Source organism: Salinihabitans flavidus (assembly GCF_900110425.1).
Lineage (GTDB): Bacteria > Pseudomonadota > Alphaproteobacteria > Rhodobacterales > Rhodobacteraceae > Salinihabitans > Salinihabitans flavidus.
The window spans coordinates 1-20,180 of the sequence record NZ_FODS01000008.1 but is presented as its reverse complement, the minus strand read 5'-3'; the positions used below and the strand labels follow the sequence as shown (position 1 = coordinate 20,180).

The window sequence follows — 20,180 nt, the reverse complement described above, 5'->3', positions numbered from 1 at the left end:
CCGGGAGAGAGACATGCAAACCATCCGCGCCGCCGTCTGCCACGCCTTTGGAGAGCCGCTGCGAATCGAGCAGGTCCGCCTGCGCGCGCCCGATATGGGCGAGGTGGAGGTCACGCTCGACGCCGTGGCAATCTGCCATTCGGACATTTCCTATGCCGAAGGCGCCTGGGGCGGATCGCTACCGGCCGTCTATGGCCATGAGGCGGCAGGCCGGGTGAGCGCGGTCGGCGGCGGTGTTGACGGGATCGCGGCGGGCGACCGGGTCGTGGTCACCCTGATCCGCGCCTGCGGCACCTGCCTCTCCTGCGCGTCGGGCACACCGACACAGTGCCAGACGAAATATGACGGCGATCACGGCCCGCTCTCCACCGCCGAGGGCGGCGCGCTGCATCAGGCGATGGCTTGCGGCGCCTTTGCCGAGAAGGTGGTGGTGGATCAGAGCCAGGTGGTGAAACTGACCGGCGACATCTCGATGGAGGCGGCAAGCCTGATCGCCTGTGGCGTGATCACCGGCGTTGGCGCGGTGGTCAATACGGCCGGGCTGCGCGCCGGGCAGGATGTGGTGGTGATCGGCGCGGGGGGCGTCGGTCTCAACGCCATTCAAGGCGCGCGGATCGCCGGGGCGCGGCGCATCGTGGCGGTGGACATGAGCCCCGAAAAGCTCGACATCGCGCGCGAGTTCGGCGCCACCGACGGGGTTCTGGCGACCGCGCCCAAGCCGTGGAAAGAGGCGATCGCCGCGATGGGGCGCGGCGCCGATGCGGTGATCGTGACGGTCGGGGCGATCCCTGCCTATGACGCCGCGCCTCGCTATCTCGCGCCGGGGGGGCGGGTGATCATGGTCGGCATGCCCCATTCGGGGGCCACCGCGCACTACGAGCCGGTGATCCTTTCTGCCGTCGGGCAGGGTATGATCGGTTCCAAGATGGGCGATGTGGTGATCCGGCGCGACATCCCGTGGATGGCGGACCTTTACGAACAGGGGCGGCTGAAGCTCGATGAGCTGATCTCGGGGCGCTGGCGGCTTGAGCAGATCAACGAGGCGATCGCCGACACCAAGAGCGGCAGCGCGAAACGTAACGTCATCGTGTTCTGAAGCAGGATCGGTGGGCCGCGCCCACCCCGGGGCATAGGCGAGGGGAATGGCATGAAACTACAAGACCTCGACATCATCGTGACCGCGCCGCCCGCACCGGGCTGGGGTGGGCGCTACTGGATCCTTGTGAAGGTGACAACCGATACCGGGATCACCGGCTGGGGCGAATGCTACGCCGCCTCCGTCGGACCGGAGGCGATGCGCCATGTCATCCGCGACGTGTTCGCGCGGCACATGCAGGGCGAAAACCCCGAAAACATAGAGATGATGTTCCGCCGCGCCTATTCCTCGGGCTTCACGCAGCGACCCGACCTGACGGTGATGGGCGCGTTCTCCGGGCTGGAGATCGCCTGCTGGGACATTCTGGGCAAGGATCGGGGGCGCCCGGTACATATGCTCATCGGCGGGCGGATGAACGCGCGTATCCGCGCCTACACCTATCTCTACCCCCTGCCCCGGCATAACCTCACCGATTTCTGGATCTCGCCCGAACAGGCGGGCGAATCCGCCGCCGACTGCGTGGCGCGGGGCTATACGGCGGTGAAATTCGACCCGGCGGGGCCCTACACGCTCCGGGGTGGGCATATGCCGGCGATGTCGGACATCTCCCGCTCGGTCGCGTTCTGCAAGGCGGTGCGTGAGGCAGTTGGCGACCGGGCGGATCTGCTGTTTGGCACGCATGGGCAGTTCACCACCGCAGGCGCCATCCGCCTCGGACAAGCATTGGAGCCTTACTCCCCCCTGTGGTTCGAGGAGCCAACGGCCCCCGACATGATCGAGGACATGGCCCGCGTGGCCCGTCAGGTGCGCATCCCCGTGGCCACCGGCGAGCGGCTGACCACGAAGGCCGAATTCGGCGCGATCCTGCGCGCCGGGGCGGCAGAGATCCTGCAACCGGCACTCGGGCGCGCGGGCGGTATATGGGAGATGCGGAAACTCGCCGCGCTGGCCGAGGTATTCAACGCGCAGGTGGCCCCGCATCTCTATGCCGGGCCGGTGGAATGGGCCGCCAATATTCAGCTGTCGGCGGCGATTCCCAACCTGCTGATGGCCGAAAGCATCGAAACCCCGTTCCACGATGCTCTGATCAAGGGCACGATCCGGGTGGAGGAGGGCTTCATCACACCGCCCGACGCGCCCGGCCTTGGCATCGAGGTGGACGAGGATCTCGCCCGCGCCCATCCCTATACCGGGGGCGATCTGCACCTTCACATGCAGGAAGCGCCCTGCAATTACGCCGAAGGGAACAATTTTCAGGGTGGTGCCCCCGCAACAGAGTTGTAATCTCGCACACAGGAACAAGTCATGCTATTCAGGTGCACGCCTTGTGAATAAGTGAAGATTGACCATGCCCACGACACATGTTCCCCCCGCAGAGATGGCGCGCAGCGCCGAAAGCGCGGCGGCCTATCTCAAGACACTGGCCCATGAGGGGCGGCTGATGATCCTGTGCCATCTCGGCTCTGGTGAGAAGTCGGTGAGCGAGTTGGAGCAGCTTCTTGAAATCCGTCAGGCGGCGGTCAGCCAGATGCTCGCCCGGCTGCGCGAAGAAGGGCTTGTGGCCACACGGCGCGAAGGCAAGGTGATCTATTATTCGCTGGCCGATGAGAACACCGCCGAGGTGATCAACATGCTCTATCGCCTGTTTTGCAGCCCTGTCGAAGAGACCCGCGACACGCCGTGACAGCCCTGCCCAAGGCGATTGCCGACTGGTTCGGAGCGCGCGGCTGGCAGATGCATCCGCATCAGAGCGAGTTGCTGAACCGGGCCGATGCGCCGGCGCTTCTGCTCATCGCGCCAACGGGCGGCGGCAAGACGCTGGCGGGGTTCCTGCCAACCTTGGCGGAACTGGCCGACGGCGGGCACACCGGGCTGCATACGCTCTATGTCTCGCCGCTGAAGGCATTGGCGGCGGATATCAAGCGCAACCTGCACGCCCCGGTGGAGGAGATGGGCCTTCCCATCCGCATCGAGGACCGCACCGGAGACACCACCAGCAGCGCCCGGAAACGCCAGCGCGCCGACCCGCCGCATATCCTTCTGACGACGCCCGAAAGCCTTGCGCTGCTGACTTCTTACGAGGATGCGCCGCGCATTTTCGCCGGGCTCAAACGGGTGGTGGTCGACGAAATCCATGCCCTGTCCGAGAGCAAGCGCGGCGATCAGCTTTTTCTGGCGCTGTCGCGGCTATCGGCGCTCTGCCCGGGGCTACGCCGGGTCGGGTTATCGGCGACGGTGGATGATCCCGGGGCGATTGCCGGACTTCTGACGCGCCACCCCGATCCCTGCGAGGTGCTGCGGGCCGATCCGGGGCCGGTGCCGGACATCGCCATGCTTAAAACCCGCGCAGCGCCGCCCTGGTCGGGGGGGGGCGCGGCCCATGCCATTCCCGAGGTGCTGGCGCAGATCCACGCGCACAAGACCACGCTCATCTTTCACAATACCCGCGCGCAGGCGGAGATTTTCTTTCATAATCTGTGGCTTGCCAACGAAGACGCTCTGCCCGTGGGCATCCACCACGGCTCTCTCGACCGTGCGCAGCGCGAGCGGGTGGAGGCGGCGATGACCGCCGGGAAGCTCCGCGCGGTGGTCTGCACCGGCTCCCTCGATCTGGGGATCGACTGGGGCGATGTGGACCTTGTGATTCAGGTTGGCGCGCCGAAGAACGTCAAGCGGCTGGTGCAGCGGATCGGACGGGCCAATCACCGCTACAACGCACCATCAAAGGCGCTTCTGGTGCCCGCGAACCGCTTTGAAGTGGTCGAATGCGTGGCCGCTCTGGAGGCCGCGCGGGAAGGCGATCTGGACGGGGAGCCGCGCGGGCCAGGGCCGCGCGACGTGTTGTGCCAGCATATCCTTCTGCGCGCCTGCGCCGGGCCATTCGACGCGGAAACCCTTTATTCCGAGGTGATTACAGCCGGACCTTACAGCAACCTCAGCCGCGCGGAGTTCGACGACTGCCTCGATTTCTGCGCCACGGGGGGCTATGCGCTGCGGGCCTATGACCGATGGCAGAGACTCAAGCGGCGCGAGGACGGGCTCTGGCAGTTGCGCGATCCGCGCGCGGCGGCGCGTATCCGGATGAACGCGGGCACGATTCAGGACAGCGACACGCTCAAGGTGCGGCTCCGGCACAATCGCGGCGGGCGGGCTCTGGGCGAGGTGGAGGAAGGGTTTGCCGCCTCGCTGTCGCCGGGCGACACCTTCCTGATCGGGGGGCGGATCGTGCGGTACGAGGGGCTGCGCGAGATGGTGGTGGAGGTGAGCCGCACCGCCGCGAAAAAGCCGAAAATCGCCGTGTTTTCAGGCACTAAGTTCGCCACCTCCACCCGACTTTGCGCCCGGATCATGACACTGTTGCAGGCCGGGAACTGGCCCGCCCTGCCCGCGCATACCGCCGATTGGCTGCATCTTCAGCGCAGCGTCTCTCGCCTGCCGGCGCCGGGGCGGCTCTTGCTGGAGAGCTTCCCTCACGACGGACGGGCGCATTTCTGCGTCTATGGCTTTGCCGGGCGCAACGCGCAACAGACGCTGGGCCTGCTGCTGACCAAGCGGATGGAGGAGTCGGGTCTTGCGCCGATGGGGTTCGTCGCCTCCGACTACGCCACGCTGATCTGGGGGCTCGACCCCGTCACCGACCCCGCGCCGCTGTTCGACCGGGCCGGTCTGCGCGCGGGGCTGGAAGGCTGGCTTGCCTCCAACGCCTTGATGAAGCGCAGTTTTCGCGGCGTGGCGACAATTGCGGGGTTGATCGAACGCAACGCCCCAGGCGCGCGGAAATCGGGGCGGCAGGCCACGTTTTCCAGCGATATCCTCTATGACACATTGCAGAAATACGACCCCGATCACCTGCTGCTGCGGATCACCCGAGAGGAGGCGATGCGCGGGCTCGTGGATTTCGCCCGGATCGAGGAGATGCTCGACCGGATCGGCGGGCGGATCGACCATATGCGCCTTGACCGGATCAGTCCCTTTGCCGCGCCCCTGCTGCTGGAGGTGGGCAAGGTGCCGGTGGCGGGGATGGCCGAAGAGCGGCTTCTGGCGGAGGCGGAGGCGGTGATGGCGGCGGCCGGGCTGCCCGATTGAGCGAATCAGGGTTAACGCCCTGAAATCACGGAAAAACCCGTTTCTGTATCACGTCGGTAAAACGTCGGTATTGCGTCGGTGGCGATGCCGCCGATGACGCCTTCACGGCCATCGTTGACGCGGCGGGCGTTGCATTTGAGGTCTCTGGGCCGAGTCGATGGCAGATCGCCGGGGAAAGGCGTGCAGCCGTGTTTGCGCTTGCAAAGCGCCAAAGCCTGCGCCACGAGTTGCGCCATGAGTGGTATCGAGTTTTCCCTTGCCGGCGCGGTGCTGACCGCGATGGGATCCGGGGCGCTATGGTGGGCGGAGCGTCGGATTGTCTGTGTCTCCGACCTGCATCTGGGCAAGGCGGCGCGCGTGGCGCGGCGGGGCGGTGGCGCGCTGCCCCCCTATGAAACGCGCGACACGCTTCTGCGGCTCGAAAACGATCTTGCCGCGACCCACGCGGCAACGGTGATCTGCCTTGGCGACAGTTTCGATGATCTGACGGCGGCGCAGGATCTGCCCGAGGACGAACGGCTCTGGCTGGCGCGTCTTCAGGCCGGGCGACGCTGGGTCTGGATCGAGGGCAATCACGATCCCGGCCCGGTGGAGTTCGGCGGCAGCCATATGGCGGAGCTGCATCTGCCGCCCCTGAGTTTTCGCCATATCGCGCAGCCGGGGCAATCGGGCGAGGTGTCGGGGCATTACCATCCCAAGGTGCGGGTGCAGACGCGGCTTCGCGCCATCTCGCGCCCGGCGTTTCTGTTCGACGCCGACCGGGTGATCCTGCCAGCCTATGGCACCTATACCGGGGGGCTGCGCAGTTCGGACGCGGCGCTTGCCGCGCTGATGCGGCCCGAGGCGCGGGCGATCATGACCGGAACCGTGCCGCGGATGGTGACGATGCCGCGCTGAGGCCGGAACCACATGGACGCGCCATCCACAAACCGCCCGAAGCGAAGGGATGCAACGTGACGGCAGTGTTGACTGCCGGGCCGGATTGCGCCGGTATACCGGCAGCAAGGGAGACGCTTGAGAATGGGTAAAGCACCGGAATTTTCCTCCGCCCTGGAGACACGGGTGCGGCAGAGCTTCGCCGCGCAGAGCATGATGACAACGATTGGCGGGCAGGTCGTTTCCGTCGCGGAGGGGCAAGTCACGATCGCCGCGCCGATCCTGCCCGGCATGATGCAGCAGCAGGGCTATGGCCACGGCGGGCTGAGCTTCGCGCTTGGTGATACGGCGGCGGGCTATTCGGCGCTGACGATGGTGCCCGAGGGGTATGGGGTGCTGTCCACGGAGATGAAGATCAATTTCCTGTCCCCCGCAGCGGGCGTGCGGCTTCGGGCCGAGGGACGCGTGATCAAACCGGGCCGGCGGCTTCTGATCGTGCAGGCGGATGTCTATGCCGAGACCGAGGGCGGCGACCGGCATGTCGCGCTTCTAACCGGGACGATCATTCCGATCATGCTCTGAGGGCGCGTCGGGCCGCCGCCCGTTCGGGTGTCAGGCTGTCAGCCCCTCCGGCTCTGGCAAACCATTGGCGCGGCAGCAGGCGGTCACGGTATTGGCCAGCAGGCAGGCGATGGTCATCGGGCCGACACCGCCCGGAACGGGGGTGATCGCGCCGGCCACCTGCACGGCGCTGTCGAAATCCACGTCGCCCACAAGGCGCGTCTTGCCCTCGCCCTTCTCGGGGGCGTCGATACGGTTGATCCCGACGTCGATCACCGTGGCGCCGGGCTTGATCCAGTCGCCGGGCACCATCTGCGTGCGCCCCACGGCGGCCACCACGATATCGGCGCGGCGCACCACGTCCGCGATGTCCTTCGTGCGCGAATGGGCGATGGTCACGGTGCAGCTCTCGCGCAGGAGAAGCTGCGCCATCGGCTTGCCCACGATGTTGGAGCGACCGATCACCACGGCGTTCAGACCGCTGAGGCTGCCCAGATGGTCGCGCAGCATCATCAGGCAGCCCAGAGGCGTGCAGGGCACCATGCTTTTCTGCCCGGTAGAGAGTCGGCCGACATTGAGGATGTGAAAGCCGTCCACGTCCTTGGCCGGGTCGATGGCGTTGATCACCAGTTCCTCGTCGATATGGCCGGGCAGCGGAAGCTGCACCAGTATCCCATGCACCGCCGGGTCGGCGTTGAGCCGTTGGATCAGCGCCAGCAGCTCGGCCTGTGGCGTGGCGGCGTCGAGCGTGTGCTCGAAGCTGGCCATGCCGACCTCAACCGTCTGCTTGCCCTTGGAGCGGACATAAACCTGCGAGGCGGGATCCTCGCCCACCAGAACCACGGCCAAGCCGGGGGTCAGGCCGTGGTCGTCCCGGAGCCGGGCCACATGGCCGGCGACCTTCTCGCGCACGGTGGCGGCGAATACCTTGCCGTCGATGATCTGTGCCGTCATTGTCTTTCCTTTGCATCGTGGCGGGCCGTCCGGGGGACGTATACCCTCGCCGCGCCTCAGAACAAGCCTTCGACAAGACCTTCTTCGTTGATGCGGATATTCTCCGCCGCCGGATTGCGCGGCAGGCCCGGCATGGTCATGATCTCCCCGCAGATCACCACGACGAACCCGGCCCCCGCCGACAGGCGCACCTCGCGGATCGGGACGGAATGGCCGATTGGCGCGCCGCGTAGGTTCGGATCGGTCGAGAAGCTGTATTGCGTCTTGGCCATGCAGACCGGCAGTTCGCCGTATCCGGCCGCCTCCCATTCGCGCAGCTGATCGCGCACCTTCTTGTCGGCCAGCACCTCGTCGGCGCGGTAGATGCGCCGGGCGATGGTCTCGATCTTCTCGAACAGCGGCATGTCATCGCCGTAGAGGGGCGCGAAATTGGCCATGTCGGCGTCAGCGATCTCGGCCACGCGGGTGGCAAGCTCTTTCGTGCCCTCCGAGCCCTTGGCCCAATGCTGGCACAGGATCGCCTCGGAGCCTTGCGTCTTCACGTAATCCTTGACGGCCTGCACCTCGGCCTCGGTGTCGGTGACGAAATGGTTGATGGCGACCACCACCGGCACGCCGAAGGATTTGAGGTTCTCGATATGGCGGCCGAGGTTGGGGCAGCCGGCCTGCACCGCTTCCACGTTCTCGGAGCCGAGATCGGCCTTGGCCACGCCGCCGTTCATCTTCATCGCGCGCACCGTGGCCACGACGACCACCGCCGCCGGCGCCAGCCCGGCCTTGCGACACTTGATATTCATGAACTTCTCGGCCCCCAGATCGGCGCCAAAGCCGGCCTCCGTCACCACGTAGTCGGCGCATTTGAGCGCAGTCTTGGTGGCGATGACGGAGTTGCACCCATGCGCGATGTTGGCGAACGGCCCGCCATGCACCAAGGCGGGGTTGTTCTCCAGCGTCTGCACGAGGTTGGGCTGCATCGCGTCGCGCAGCAGGACGGTCATCGCGCCGTCGGCCTTCAGATCGCGGGCATAGACGGGGGTGCGGTCGCGGCGATAGGCGACGATCATCGCGCCCAGACGCTTTTGCAGATCCTCAAGGCCATCGGCAAGGCACAGGATCGCCATCACCTCGGAGGCCACGGTGATGTCGAACCCGGTCTGGCGGGCAAAGCCGTTGGCCACGCCGCCAAGGCCCACCACGTTGTCGCGCAGGGCGCGGTCGTTCATGTCCATCACCCGGCGCCACGTGATGCGGCGCTCGTCGATCTCAAGCTCATTGCCCCAGTAGATGTGGTTGTCGATCATCGCGGACAGAAGGTTGTGGGCGCTGGTGATGGCGTGAAAATCGCCGGTGAAATGCAGGTTCATCTCTTCCATCGGAATGATCTGCGCATAGCCGCCACCCGCGGCGCCGCCCTTCATCCCGAAGTTCGGGCCCAGCGACGCCTCGCGGATGCAGACCGCCGCCTTCTTGCCTATGGCGTTGAGCCCGTCGCCCAGCCCCACCGTGGTGGTGGTCTTGCCCTCGCCGGCCGGCGTGGGGTTGATCGCGGTGACGAGGATCAGCTTGCCATTGTCGCGGCCCTGCACCGAATCGATGAAGGATTGCGAGATCTTGGCCTTGTCGTGGCCATAGGGCAGCAGATCGTCGCTGCCGATGCCCAGCTTGGCGCCGATTTCCTGAATCGGGCGCTTGTGCGCCTCGCGTGCGATTTCGATGTCGGTCTTGTGGCTCATGGCGATCCCTGCTGCGTTCAAGCGGTGAGTGTATGTCTGTCCGCGTCATAACCTCTCTGACAAGGGGCGAACGCAGCGATTCCGACATTTCCAGCGCTGCTTGCGTCGGCAGGGGTGCACGGCGGTTTCTTTTTGGAAACCGCGGGCCTGTTCAGGCGTCAGGCGTTTGCGCGCGCGCCGCATCCAGATGCGCCCATGCGCGCTGATCGGGCACAAAAAGCCGCATCCGCGCGCCGAGGCGCAGCGCCCCTTCGCGCTCCACCCATGCGGTGACGCCGCGCCGGTGCGCCGCCGCCGCCTTGAACGCCTTGCCGAAACCGGGGCGCTCCGCGTCGATCACCCGGCCGGGCAGCACGCAGGGGCGGTTTTCCATGTCCACCACGAGCGTCGCGCCGCCCTCTTCCGCCTGAAGCCGCGAGGAGGGGGGCAGATGGGTCAGATCCGGCAGCCCGCGCAGCACCAGCGAGGCGCCAAGCCACGCCGGGTCGAGCGCGTCGAGCCCCATCTCGGCGGCGGTGGCGTCCAGTTCCTCTTGCGACAGGACCGAAAGCTGCCGGGTGTTGGCAATCGTGGTGCCGATGGGGTGAAGCGCCTTGACGCGCGTGCAGCTTGGCCGCGTGACGCCACCGTGATGCTCCCCGTCGATCCCGCCGAAACGCAGCATCGCCTCGCTCAGCGGCTCGGCGCTCAGATCACTGCCGCGATCGGGCACGCGTCCGATCCATGTGATCTCTGCGGCGAAACTGGTGGGTTTGATCGGGTGCATGGCAATCTCCTCTGGGCGCGGCCGAGAGACACACGCGGCACATGCGCTTTTATTCACACCGTCAGCAGGAAAAACAACCGCCGGAACGGCAAAAGTGCCGATCCATCGGCCCGCAGGGGATAGTCCGCCGCGATCTGCGCCTCATAAGCCGCGATGAGCGTCTCGCGCGCCGCGCCCGCCGCTTCCAGAAACGGCCGTGCGAAGGTACTTTCGGTAAAGCGTCGCACCGGGTGCGCGCCGTTCGCGGCGGGCAGATGTTGCAGATACTCGGTTTCCCACACCTGCACCGCCCCCAGCGGGCAGAGCAGATCGAAATAATCGTCCGCCTCGAGAATGTCCGGCCCGTCCGGCACCGGCTGTCGGGGACAGGTGCGGACGAAGGCGCGGTGCCAGCCCCGATGCGAGGGGGCGCGGCTCTGATGCGGCATCTGCACCGCCAGCGTGCCGCCGGGCGCCAGCATCCGGGCCAGTCGTGGCATGAGAGCGGCGTGTTCGTCCAGCCAGTGCAGCGCGGCGTTGGAAAAGATCAGCGCGGGCGGGCGATCCGCGCGCCACGTGGCAATATCGGCCTCGCAGAGCGTGGTATACATGCCGGTCCCGCGCGCCTCTGCCAGCATCGCCGGGGAGGCATCCACCCCGATCAGGCGATGACCCGCAAGGCGCGCCGTCAGCGCGCCCGCGACCGTGCCGCTCCCGCAGCCCAGATCGACCACATCGCCATCGCGAAGCGGCCCCACGGCTCCCAGCAGGTCGAGCGCGGGGCGCAAACGCAAATCCCGGAACCTGTGATAGGTTCCGGGATTCCAATCCGCCATTCGAGTGCCGGTCATGTGCTCGGTTCAGGCTCCATCCCGCCTTCGCCACCGGGTTTCGACTTCGGCTTCGTCTTGGGAATGGCAGTGACGCTGGGCTTTTCGGCGGCTGCGGCGCTGCCGTCATCGTCATCGGAGGAATGTGGCGGCTCCCCGCGGATCACGCGCTTGATCTCGTCGCCGGTGAGGGTTTCGTATTCCAGAAGCCCCTGTGCCAAACGCTCCCATTCCTCGTGCTTTTCGGACAGGATCTTGTAGGCGCACTCATAGGCATCCTGAATCAGGCGACGCACCTCTTCCTCGACCAATTCCTTGGTATGGGCCGAGACCGAGAAGCCGGGGGTGGAGCCGGAATATCCCTCATGCGCCTCGGTATAGTCGATGTTGCCGACCTTGTCGGACATACCCCAGCGCAACACCATCGCCCGCGCCAGCGCGCTGGCTTGCTGAATGTCGCCCGCCGGGCCGTTGGACACCTCGTCCTCGCCCCATTTGAGGATCTCGGCGGCCTTGCCGGCCATGGTCATGGCAAGCTTTTGCACACATTCCGACTTGTGCCAGTTCAGGCGATCGATCTCGGGAAGCGACACCACCATGCCAAGCGCGCCGCCGCGCGGGATGATCGTCGCCTTGTAAACCGGATCGCATTTCGGAAGCTCCAGCCCCACGATGGCGTGACCGGCCTCGTGATAGGCGGTCTTTTCCTTCTGCTCGGGGGTGAGCACCATGGAGCGCCGCTCGGCCCCCATCATCACCTTGTCCTTGGCGTTCTCGAAATCGTCCATCGTCACGAACCGCCGCCCGATGCGCGCGGCCGTCAGTGCCGCCTCGTTGACAAGGTTTGCCAGATCGGCGCCGGAAAAACCGGGGGTGCCGCGCGCGATCACCCGCAGATCCACATCGGGGCCAAGCGGCACCTTGCGGGCATGCACGCCAAGGATCTTGTCACGGCCCTTGATGTCGGGGTTGGGCACGTTCACCTCGCGGTCGAAGCGGCCCGGACGCAGCAGCGCGGGGTCGAGCACATCCTTGCGGTTGGTCGCGGCGATGATGATCACGCCCTCGTTGGCCTCGAAGCCGTCCATTTCAACCAGAAGCTGGTTGAGCGTCTGCTCACGCTCATCGTTGCCGCCGCCATAGCCTGCGCCGCGCGCCCGGCCCACGGCGTCGATCTCGTCGATGAAGACGATGCAGGGGGCGTTCTTCTTGGCCTGTTCGAACATGTCGCGCACACGGGACGCGCCCACGCCCACGAACATTTCCACGAAATCGGAGCCGGAGATTGTGAAGAAGGGCACGCCCGCCTCACCCGCGATGGCGCGCGCCAGAAGCGTCTTGCCGGTGCCCGGAGGGCCGACCAGAAGCGCGCCCTTCGGGATCTGCCCGCCGAGGCGCGAGAATTTCTGCGGGTTGCGCAGGAATTCCACGATCTCTTCCAGTTCTTCCTTGGCCTCGTCGATGCCGGCCACGTCGTCGAACGTCACGCGGCCGCTCTTCTCGGTCAGCATCTTGGCCTTGGATTTGCCAAAGCCCATGGCGCCGCCCTTGCCGCCGCCCTGCATCCGGTTCATGAAATAGATCCACACCCCGATCAGAAGCAGGAACGGAAGAAGCGACAGAAGGAAAGTCTGGAACCCAGATTGCTCCTGCTGCTCAGCCTTGAGCGGTATGCCCCGTTCGATCAGAAGGTCGGTGACCCCGGCATCCTCGGGCTTGACGGTGACATATTCGTTGCCATCCGAACCGCGATACAGAACGCGCTCCCCGTCGAGCGTGACGCTGTTCACTTCTCCGTTCTCGACCGACCGGACAAATTCCGAATAGCCGACCTCTCTGCTTTGCAGGCCGTTGCTGCCGCCGCTGAACAGGTTGAACAGCGCCAGGATCAGCAAGAACAGGACGACCCAAAAAGCAATATTACGTGCGTTGCCCAAGGCAAATCTCCCCAAAGACGGTTTGGCGGCCTGCCTACCACAGGCCCCTTGCATGTTAAATAGACATCAACCGGCCGGGTTCAACGCGATATTTGCATCGCTGCGCTGCGGCGCGGCGGAAATTCGGCCCACTCGGGGCAAAGATCCGCCTGCCAGCCCTGCGCCCATCCGGCCAGCGGTGCGGCAATCAGCGTCTCGCCCATCCAGACGGCAGGCGAGGACAGCAGCGCGGTGCGCGGGCGGTTCGTCTGCCGCCAGCCGGGCACCCGCCGCAGCCCCTCCTCGCCCAGCATCCGCACGCGCGCGCCCTGCACATGCGGGCCGGTCACGATCCAGCGCCCGTCCCACGGCGCGCCCGGCGCGGCCTCCTGATCGGTCACGGCGGACGGCTCGCGCACTAGGCGCAGCCCCTCCTCGTCGCGCAACGCCAGGCAGCCGTGCAGCGCGCCGGGCGTGCCCGCGTCCAGCATGGTCACAAGTGCGTCATATCGCGGGCGGTAGCGACTGGCCGACACCCAGCACAGCGCCTGCGAAAGCACCCGCGTCGCCGTGTCGCGCGGCGCGGCGCGCAGCGCCCCATGGTCAAGGATCAGATCGCCCGCCTCCTGCCGCACGGCCCGCGCCGCCAGATCCGCCGCCGCCCGCTCCAGCACCTCCTGCGCGCGGGCCATATGCCCCGCGGTGCGGCAGAGCCGATCCACGCTCAGCCCCAGCGGCGCCAGCGCCTCCAGCATCCGCCGTGCGCGCACCCGGTCAAAGCGCGGATCGTCATTGGACGGATCGTCCGACCACGCCACGCCCCGCGCCCGCAGATAATCGCGCAGCGCCGCGCGTCCGGCCCCCAGAAGCGGGCGGATGAAGCGCACCCCCTCCGCCTCGCGTTCGGGGGCCATACCCGCCAAACCGTCCACGCCAGAGCCGCGCGCCAGTCGCATCAGCACCGTTTCGGCCTGATCGTCGGCTGTATGACCAAGCGCCACCGCCGCGAGCCCCGCTTGCCGCGCCCAGCCAGCCAGACGCGCGCGCCGCCCGCGCCGCGCGGCATCCTGAAGATTGCCCTGCCCGTCCCAGTGCCAGTCGGCCACCTCATGGGGAATATCAAGCGTGCGGCACAGCGCGGCGGCCTGCGCAATCTCGGCCCGGGCTTCCGCGCGCAGCCCGTGATCAACGCTCAGCGCGCGGATCTCGACGCCCTGCGCCCGTCCCCAGTCCGCCAGAAGATGCACAAGCGCGGTGGAATCCCCTCCGCCCGACAACGCCACGCCGATCACGCCCGGCGGCTCGGGGAAAAACGCGCGCATCGCCCGGTCGGTCTGCACGATCAGGGTATCGGGGTCCGCCTCGTGGGTCATTGCCTCATGTCCGGCGGCGGTCCGGCCAGCCCCTGTTAGCAGCCAAGCGCCGCCATTTCCTCACGCGCCTGCCCCACCATGTTGGACTCGGGATGACGCACCGCCACCTCGCCCAGCGTCACGCAGGCCTCGTTCGTCTGGCCCAGCTTGCCCAGCGTCGCCCCAAGGTGAAACAGCGCCTCATCGGCCTCCGGCCCGCCCGGCGCGCCGGAATAGCTTTCCAGATAGGCGCGCGCGGCGGTGGTCATCTCACCCAGTTCCTCAAGCGCACGGCCCCGCCCCAGATGCGCCCGCGCCGTCATCGGAGAGCCGGGATAGGTCGCCAGAAACGCCTCGAACCGTTCCACCGCGGTGCCGTGTTCACCAGCTTCCAGCGCGTCGGTGGCGGCGCGGAAATCAGCCTCCTCGCCAACGGCCAGTTCGGTCTCGACCGGCTCTTCATTCTCGAAGATGCGTGCCTCGGGAATCGTCGCGTTCACCTCGCCGCCCAGCGTCGTCGTTTCATCGAGTTGCGACACATCCCCGCCCTCAAGCTCCACCAGCCGGAACTCCAGATCGCTGATGCGGTTGGTGCCGTCGCGCACGATTCGCTCAACGCGATACTCAAGCCTCTCGGTCAGGCCGGTCAGGCGTTGCATCTCGGACTCGATCGCGTCCATCCGTTCCAGCACCGAGCCGCCGGAGTCGAGCCCCTCCGGCGCGCCGGTGGTCGAAAGTTCGCGCTTGAGGCGCTGCACCTCGACGTAGAGCACCGAAAGCTGCTGGCGAATGTCGGCCAGCGTCTGGTCGCGGTCCTGTGCGGGGGCGGTCACAGGGATCAGCCCCGCCAGCACCACCAGCACGACCGCCTGAACGAAAACACGCATGGCGGCCCCCTAGCTGGAGAGTCCGCCGGCGATCACCGTGACCGCGCGCCGGTTCTTGGCATAGCAGCTTTCCGTGCTGCAAATCTCGATCGGGCGTTCCTTGCCGTAGCTGACCGTGCGCAGGCGACGCTCCGGCACGCCCTGCGCCACAAGGTATTCGCGTGCCGCGTTCGCCCGACGCGCGCCGAGCGCGAGGTTGTATTCGCGAGTGCCCTGCTCATCGGCGTGACCTTCGATCACCGCCTCGTAGTCGGGATTGTCCAGAAGCCATTTGGCCTGCCCCGCAAGCACGGTGCGCGCCTCATCGCTTAGATTGGACTGATCCACCGCGAACAGGACCCTGTCGCCAATTGCCTGCTGGAAATACGCCGGGCTGTCAGGGGCCGCATCGACACCTGCGCCGCTAGCGCTGCTGCCGCCGGAAAGCCCGCCGGCTCCGAAACGTTCGGCGTCCGTGCAGGCGCCCATCGCCAGCACGGCAAAAATCATCGTCAGTCTTTTCATGTTGCCCATCGTTCTGCCCAATCTGTTCCGCTCTTGTTATTTGCCTCTTTTATAGCACAGTGCGCTCCGCATGGAAACGCACCTCAGTCCTGAAGGGGAGACCACGACGGATCCGACCCGCTACCGGGGGTATCCACCCGCTTGAGATTGCGCCCCGATACATCCACGGAGTAAAGCGAGGCGGAGCCGGTCGCACCCTGCGTTTCGCGGGTGAACATGATCACCCGGCCATTGGGCGCCCATGTCGGCCCCTCGTCAAGGAAAGACGCGGTCAGAAGCCGCTCTTCGGAGCCGTCGGTGCGCATCACCCCGATATGGAACCGGCCCTTGTTCTGCTTGGTAAAGGCGATCAGGTCGCCGCGCGGGGACCACACCGGCGTGCCATAGCGGCCCTGCCCGAAGCTGATCCGCTCCGCCTCACCGCCGTTGGCGGGCATGATATAGAGCTGCTGCGTGCCCGACCGATCGCTTTCAAAGACGATGCGATTGCCATCGGGACTGAAGCTCGGCGCGGTCTCGATGGAAGGCGCATAGGTCAGTTGCTGGCGCTCTCCGCTTTCGATGTTCAAGCGCCAGATGTCGGTATTGCCGCCCTGTTCGATGGAAAACACCACGTCCCGCCCATCGGGCGAAAAGCGCGGCGCGAAACTCATCGTGCCCGGCTGATCTTCCAGCGCGCGCCGTGTCACCGACCCGACATCGAGCAGGAAGATTCGCGGAAAGCCGGTCTCGTAGCTGGTGTAAAGCACCCGGTCCCCGGTGGGCGAAAAGCGCGGCGCAAGCACGATGGAACTGCTGTCCGTGAGATACTGAAGATTCGCGCCGTCGTAATCCATGATCGCCAGCCGCTTGCGGCGGTCGTCCTTGGGGCCGGTTTCCGAAACGAACACCACCCGGCTGTCGAAATACCCGCCCTCGCCGGTGATCCGGCTGTAAACGGTATCGGCCACCTTGTGCGCAATGCGTCGCCAGCCCTCTGTCGTGCCGGTAAAGCGCAGGCCGCTGCCAAGCTCCTGCCCGGCAAAGACATCGTAGACGCGGAATTTCACCTCAAGGCGCCCGTCCGTTCCGGTGCTGACCGCACCGGTGATCAGCGCCTGCGCGTTGATCGCCTTCCAGTCGGCGTATTGCACCGGCGAGGCGAAGCTCGTGATCTGCGAGATGAAGGCCGAGGCGGGAACCTCGCGAAACAGCCCCGTGCCCGAAAGATCGGCCGCCACGACCCGCGCGATGTTGCGCGCCACATCGCCGGCGCCGTCGCTTTCGGCCACGAAATCGGGCGCCGCGAAGGGCAGCGGCTCGATCACGCCCTCGGTGATCTCGATCCGAAGCGGCCCGTCCTGCGCCGCCGCGACCTGTGCCAGCGGCAGCATGGCCAGCAGGAAGAGGGAAAACAGAATCCTGATCATTTGCGCCTCATATTTTCCGGATTGAACGTCATTTCAATATCACGCCATTGCTCGTATTTCTCGGCCGGCAGATCGAAGCCGCCCTTCTGGCAGCGCAGAACCGCCCGGCGCGCGGCCTGAAAGGCGGTGCGCGCCGCGTCGTCCCCCCCGCCCGAGGCGGAAATCAGGCGAATGTCACCCTGCACCCGCCCCTCGCGGTCGAGGCTCAGCCCCACAGTAACCGTCACATCCGCCGCACGCGAGCCCACATCGACAACCCAGCAGTCCTGAACGGCAACGCGCAGCGCGTCCCTCTCGCCGCGGCTGAGCGGCGGGCCGGCGGGGCGCGCGGGGGCCTCGTCCTGCCCGGCCTCGTTCATCGCCTCGGCCAGCGCATCGTTCACCGCGTCCTCCCTGTCGGGCTCTGGCGGGGAGTCGGGGGCGGCCGGGGTTTCGGGGCTCTCGGCGGTTTGCGTGGGCCGGCTGGGCCGCGCCTTCGGGCGCAGGGAGCGCGAGGGCGCGACGGGCGCGGCCTCCTCCCGCTTCGGTTCGGTCACGATCTCGTCAGCGGCGGCCTCCGGCGCGGTGGCCTCCTGCTCTTCGCTCTGGGTCTCGGCGGGCTCTTCGGCGGGCTTTGTGGCCTCGCGCATCTCGTCGTCGATCCGCGCCTCCGGATCGGGCGGGGCGACCGTCGTGGGCGCAACGCGCGGCGCGGGGGCACTGGGCGCCTCTTGGGGTGCCGGCAGCAGCCGCGCCGCGTCATCCTCGCCGGGCGCCTCCGGCATGTCGGGCATGTTCTGCTCTGTCTCCGGCACAGCCCGCTCTGGCGGGGCCTCTGGCGCGTCCGGCGTGTCGTCGGCCTGCGGTGCCTCGGCGCTTTCGGGCGGGGCGGATTGCTCCACCGGATCGTCGGGCACGCTCTGCATGGCGGGGGCGTCCTCTTCGGCCTCCGGCGTCTCCGGCACGGCCACCTCCGTTTCCGGCGCGGGGCCGGTCTGCGGCGCGCTCAGCGCGGCGAACTCCTCTTCGGAGACCATCGCCACCGGCATCACCTCGACCTCCGGCGCGTCGGACCGCATCGCGCCGCCGAACAGCACCCAGCCGACCAGCACCGCATGGCCGATCCCGGAGATATAATGCCCGATATGCAAATTCCGCGCCTCAGCTGTCCGGCCCGTCCATCGACGGCCCGCCGATATCCGTCACCAGCCCGATGTCGGTGAATCCCCCGGCGTTGAGCGCCCCCATCACCTGCACCACCGCCTCATAGGGCACGGCGCCGTCGGCGCGCAGATACACCCGGCGCGACGACCGCTCCGCCGCGATGGCGCGCAGCTTGGGCACAAGTTCACCGGCGGCCACCGGCGTGGTCTGGATGGCGATCCCCAGATCCTGCGAAATCGTCACCGTGAGCGGTTCCTCCTGCTCGCCGGGCAGCGGGTTGGCCGCCGTCTTGGGAAGCTGCACCGGCACCCCCACCGTCAGAAGCGGCGCCGCCACCATGAAGATGATCAGCAACACGAGCATCACGTCCACGAAGGGCGTGACGTTGATCTCGGCCATCGGCTGGCTGCGGCGCCGGTTGCGCCGCCTGCGCTGGCCACCGCTGCCGCCCGAGGATGCCATGACCCCTGCCCCCATCTCAGGCGTCCAACTGACGGCTGAGGATGGTGGCGAACTCATCGGCAAACGCCTCGTAGCCGCCGAGGATCCGGTCACTGTCCGACGACAGCTTGTTGTAGAAGATCACCGCCGGGATCGCCGCCAGAAGGCCAAGCCCCGTCGCCAGAAGCGCCTCCGCGATGCCCGGCGCGACCACGGCAAGGTTGGTGTTCTGCTGCTCGGCGATCTGGATGAAGGCGTGCATGATCCCCCAGACGGTCCCGAACAGCCCGATGAACGGCGCGGTGGAACCGACAGTGGCCAGAATCGGCAGGCCCTTCTGAAGCTCCTCGGCCTCCTTGGCGATGGCGACATCCATGCTGCGGTCGATCCGGCTCGTGGCATTGGCGATCAGCCCGCCATCGTGCCGGTGGCTGCGCTGCCATTCCACCATACCGGCGGCAAAGACACGCTCGGCCCGCCCGTCCGGGTCCGGTCCGGTCTCCTCGAACAGCGCGTCGAGCGGTTCGCCGGACCAGAAGGCGCGGTCGAACCGCTCCGCCTCGGCCCGGGCCTGCCTGTAGGAGATGAGTTTCTTGACGATCACCGACCAGGACCAGAAGGAGGCCACGATCAGAACCACCATGACAAGTTTCACGGTCAGCGTTGCGCGCGCAAAAAGCGCCCACATCGAGAAATCTAGGGCTGCGTCCATAATGCCTGCTCGTTTGTTGCGGCCTGTTCTCCGGCCTTTTACGGAAACCCTAACAAGACTGCACGTCGAATGCCATCAATTTGGCGTCATCGTGCCGATAACCCCGGCCGGGGGCCGGGTTTGGGCGTATCCTTGCCGATGGTGCGGGCGAACGCGCCTCAATGCACCATCCGCCGAAGCGCCGGAGGAAGCCGCGCGGGCTGCCCGGCCTCGGTGATGCAGACAAGCGTGACCATGGCCTGAAACAGCGGCGTTCCCGCGCGGCTCACCACCTGCTCCATCACCATCCGCGCGCCGGTCACCTGCACGACGCGCGTCGCCACGATCAGCTCATCGTCGAACCGTGCCGGGGCAAGATAGTCGGCCTCCACCCGCCGAACGGCGAACACCAGCCCCTCGCCCTCTTTCATCGCGCGCTGGTCGATACCGTGCCCCCGCACCCAGTCAGAGCGCGCCCGCTCGATATAGCGCAGGTAATTGGCGTAGTAGACAAGGCCCGCCATGTCGGTGTCTTCATAATAGACGCGGACGGGAAAGCTGTGGGTCATGGGGCACTCCTGCGGGCAGCCGGGCTTCTGCCGGACCCTAGGTGTTTAGTCCCGGCATCTGGTGGATCGGATTTAGGATGAAACGATCCGGCTCTGAGGTCCAGACCTTGCAGATGTATTCGTAGGGCGTGAGGCCGCCGAGAGTTTTGAGCCGCCGGGCGAAATTGTAGGCTGCCATGAAGTCTGTGAGGTGCGTGCGTAGCTGATTGTGGCTGTCGTAGTGGAAGCGCTTGACCGTCGCGTCCTTGATCGTGCGGTTCATCCTCTCGACCTGGCCGTTGGTCCATGGATGGTTGGGTTTGGTCAGCCGGTGCTCGATGCCGTTCGCCTCACAGATCATGTCGAAGCGCATCGGCCGGGAGATGATCGTGTTCCGGTTCCTCGGCT

The 20,180-nt window shown here is 66.7% G+C and carries 21 protein-coding genes; 6 read left to right on the top strand and 15 right to left on the bottom strand.

Features of this window, described 5'->3' with window-relative positions; genetic code table 11:
* The first annotated feature begins 13 nt into the window (after nt 1-13).
* The 4 genes from BMW66_RS08485 to BMW66_RS08470 all read left to right on the top strand — a co-directional run bounded on the left by BMW66_RS08485 (nt 14) and on the right by BMW66_RS08470 (nt 5,182).
* Nucleotides 14-1,096, top strand: a complete 1,083-nt coding sequence (locus BMW66_RS08485) for a zinc-binding dehydrogenase (RefSeq protein WP_093117439.1) — start codon at nt 14-16, stop codon at nt 1,094-1,096.
* 51 nt (nt 1,097-1,147) lie between these two features.
* Nucleotides 1,148-2,380 carry a mandelate racemase/muconate lactonizing enzyme family protein gene (locus BMW66_RS08480; protein ID WP_093117437.1) on the top strand — a complete coding sequence of 411 codons (1,233 nt, stop codon included), beginning with the start codon at nt 1,148-1,150 and terminating at the stop codon, nt 2,378-2,380.
* A gap of 64 nt (nt 2,381-2,444) precedes the next feature.
* On the top strand, nt 2,445-2,780 hold the full coding sequence (locus BMW66_RS08475; protein WP_245729405.1) for an ArsR/SmtB family transcription factor: 336 nt from the start codon (nt 2,445-2,447) through the stop codon (nt 2,778-2,780).
* Nucleotides 2,777-5,182: a ligase-associated DNA damage response DEXH box helicase gene (locus BMW66_RS08470; protein ID WP_093117435.1), complete on the top strand. Its 2,406-nt coding sequence runs from the start codon at nt 2,777-2,779 to the stop codon at nt 5,180-5,182. The genes BMW66_RS08475 and BMW66_RS08470 overlap by 4 nt, the downstream gene beginning before the upstream one ends.
* Nucleotides 5,183-5,193: 11 nt before the next feature.
* Here BMW66_RS08470 and BMW66_RS08465 read toward each other — a convergent pair whose 3' ends face one another.
* Nucleotides 5,194-5,418: a hypothetical protein gene (locus BMW66_RS08465; protein WP_093117433.1), complete on the bottom strand. Its 225-nt coding sequence runs from the start codon at nt 5,416-5,418 to the stop codon at nt 5,194-5,196.
* Here BMW66_RS08465 and pdeM point away from each other — a divergent pair.
* Nucleotides 5,417-6,079 carry a ligase-associated DNA damage response endonuclease PdeM gene (gene pdeM / locus BMW66_RS08460; protein ID WP_093117431.1) on the top strand — a complete coding sequence of 221 codons (663 nt, stop codon included), beginning with the start codon at nt 5,417-5,419 and terminating at the stop codon, nt 6,077-6,079. The genes BMW66_RS08465 and pdeM overlap by 2 nt on opposite strands.
* Nucleotides 6,080-6,202: 123 nt before the next feature.
* Entirely contained in the window at nt 6,203-6,640 is a 438-nt protein-coding gene (locus tag BMW66_RS08455) for a PaaI family thioesterase (RefSeq protein ID WP_093117429.1), read from the top strand.
* Between the two features lie 30 nt (nt 6,641-6,670).
* Here BMW66_RS08455 and folD read toward each other — a convergent pair whose 3' ends face one another.
* The 14 genes from folD to BMW66_RS08385 form a co-directional block, all read right to left on the bottom strand.
* Entirely contained in the window at nt 6,671-7,573 is a 903-nt protein-coding gene (folD, locus tag BMW66_RS08450; RefSeq protein ID WP_093117427.1) for a bifunctional methylenetetrahydrofolate dehydrogenase/methenyltetrahydrofolate cyclohydrolase FolD, read from the bottom strand.
* A 56-nt stretch (nt 7,574-7,629) separates the two neighbouring features.
* Nucleotides 7,630-9,306, bottom strand: coding sequence for a formate--tetrahydrofolate ligase (locus BMW66_RS08445; protein WP_093117425.1), 1,677 nt, complete (start codon nt 9,304-9,306; stop codon nt 7,630-7,632).
* Nucleotides 9,307-9,457: 151 nt separating this feature from the next.
* On the bottom strand, nt 9,458-10,072 hold the full coding sequence (locus BMW66_RS08440) for an MOSC domain-containing protein (protein ID WP_093117423.1): 615 nt from the start codon (nt 10,070-10,072) through the stop codon (nt 9,458-9,460).
* Nucleotides 10,073-10,125: 53 nt separating this feature from the next.
* Complete coding sequence (locus BMW66_RS08435) at nt 10,126-10,902, bottom strand: methyltransferase domain-containing protein (protein WP_245729404.1); 777 nt, start codon at nt 10,900-10,902, stop codon at nt 10,126-10,128.
* The gene (gene ftsH / locus BMW66_RS08430; RefSeq protein WP_093117419.1) at nt 10,899-12,818 is read right to left on the bottom strand and encodes an ATP-dependent zinc metalloprotease FtsH; all 1,920 of its coding nucleotides are present in this window, start codon (nt 12,816-12,818) and stop codon (nt 10,899-10,901) included. Before ftsH ends, BMW66_RS08435 begins: the two co-directional genes overlap by 4 nt.
* Nucleotides 12,819-12,898: 80 nt before the next feature.
* The gene (gene tilS, locus BMW66_RS08425; RefSeq protein ID WP_245729403.1) at nt 12,899-14,170 is read right to left on the bottom strand and encodes a tRNA lysidine(34) synthetase TilS; all 1,272 of its coding nucleotides are present in this window, start codon (nt 14,168-14,170) and stop codon (nt 12,899-12,901) included.
* 35 nt (nt 14,171-14,205) lie between these two features.
* Nucleotides 14,206-15,036, bottom strand: a complete 831-nt coding sequence (locus BMW66_RS08420) for a tetratricopeptide repeat protein (RefSeq protein ID WP_093117417.1) — start codon at nt 15,034-15,036, stop codon at nt 14,206-14,208.
* 9 nt (nt 15,037-15,045) lie between these two features.
* Entirely contained in the window at nt 15,046-15,549 is a 504-nt protein-coding gene (gene pal, locus BMW66_RS08415; protein WP_093117415.1) for a peptidoglycan-associated lipoprotein Pal, read from the bottom strand.
* Between the two features lie 74 nt (nt 15,550-15,623).
* A complete protein-coding gene (tolB, locus tag BMW66_RS08410; RefSeq protein ID WP_093117413.1) occupies nt 15,624-16,949 on the bottom strand; it encodes a Tol-Pal system beta propeller repeat protein TolB in 1,326 nt (441 codons plus the stop codon).
* The gene (locus BMW66_RS08405) at nt 16,946-18,079 is read right to left on the bottom strand and encodes a hypothetical protein (RefSeq protein WP_093117411.1); all 1,134 of its coding nucleotides are present in this window, start codon (nt 18,077-18,079) and stop codon (nt 16,946-16,948) included. Before BMW66_RS08405 ends, tolB begins: the two co-directional genes overlap by 4 nt.
* 10 nt (nt 18,080-18,089) lie before the next feature.
* Complete coding sequence (gene tolR, locus BMW66_RS08400) at nt 18,090-18,569, bottom strand: protein TolR (RefSeq protein WP_093117409.1); 480 nt, start codon at nt 18,567-18,569, stop codon at nt 18,090-18,092.
* Nucleotide 18,570: 1 nt separating this feature from the next.
* Nucleotides 18,571-19,245: a protein TolQ gene (gene tolQ / locus BMW66_RS08395; protein WP_093117407.1), complete on the bottom strand. Its 675-nt coding sequence runs from the start codon at nt 19,243-19,245 to the stop codon at nt 18,571-18,573.
* A gap of 158 nt (nt 19,246-19,403) precedes the next feature.
* Nucleotides 19,404-19,793, bottom strand: coding sequence for a tol-pal system-associated acyl-CoA thioesterase (gene ybgC / locus BMW66_RS08390; RefSeq protein WP_093117405.1), 390 nt, complete (start codon nt 19,791-19,793; stop codon nt 19,404-19,406).
* Nucleotides 19,794-19,830: 37 nt separating this feature from the next.
* Nucleotides 19,831-20,180, bottom strand: a 350-nt coding sequence (locus BMW66_RS08385; RefSeq protein WP_139196116.1) for an integrase core domain-containing protein, incomplete at its 5' end; no start/stop codon positions are given.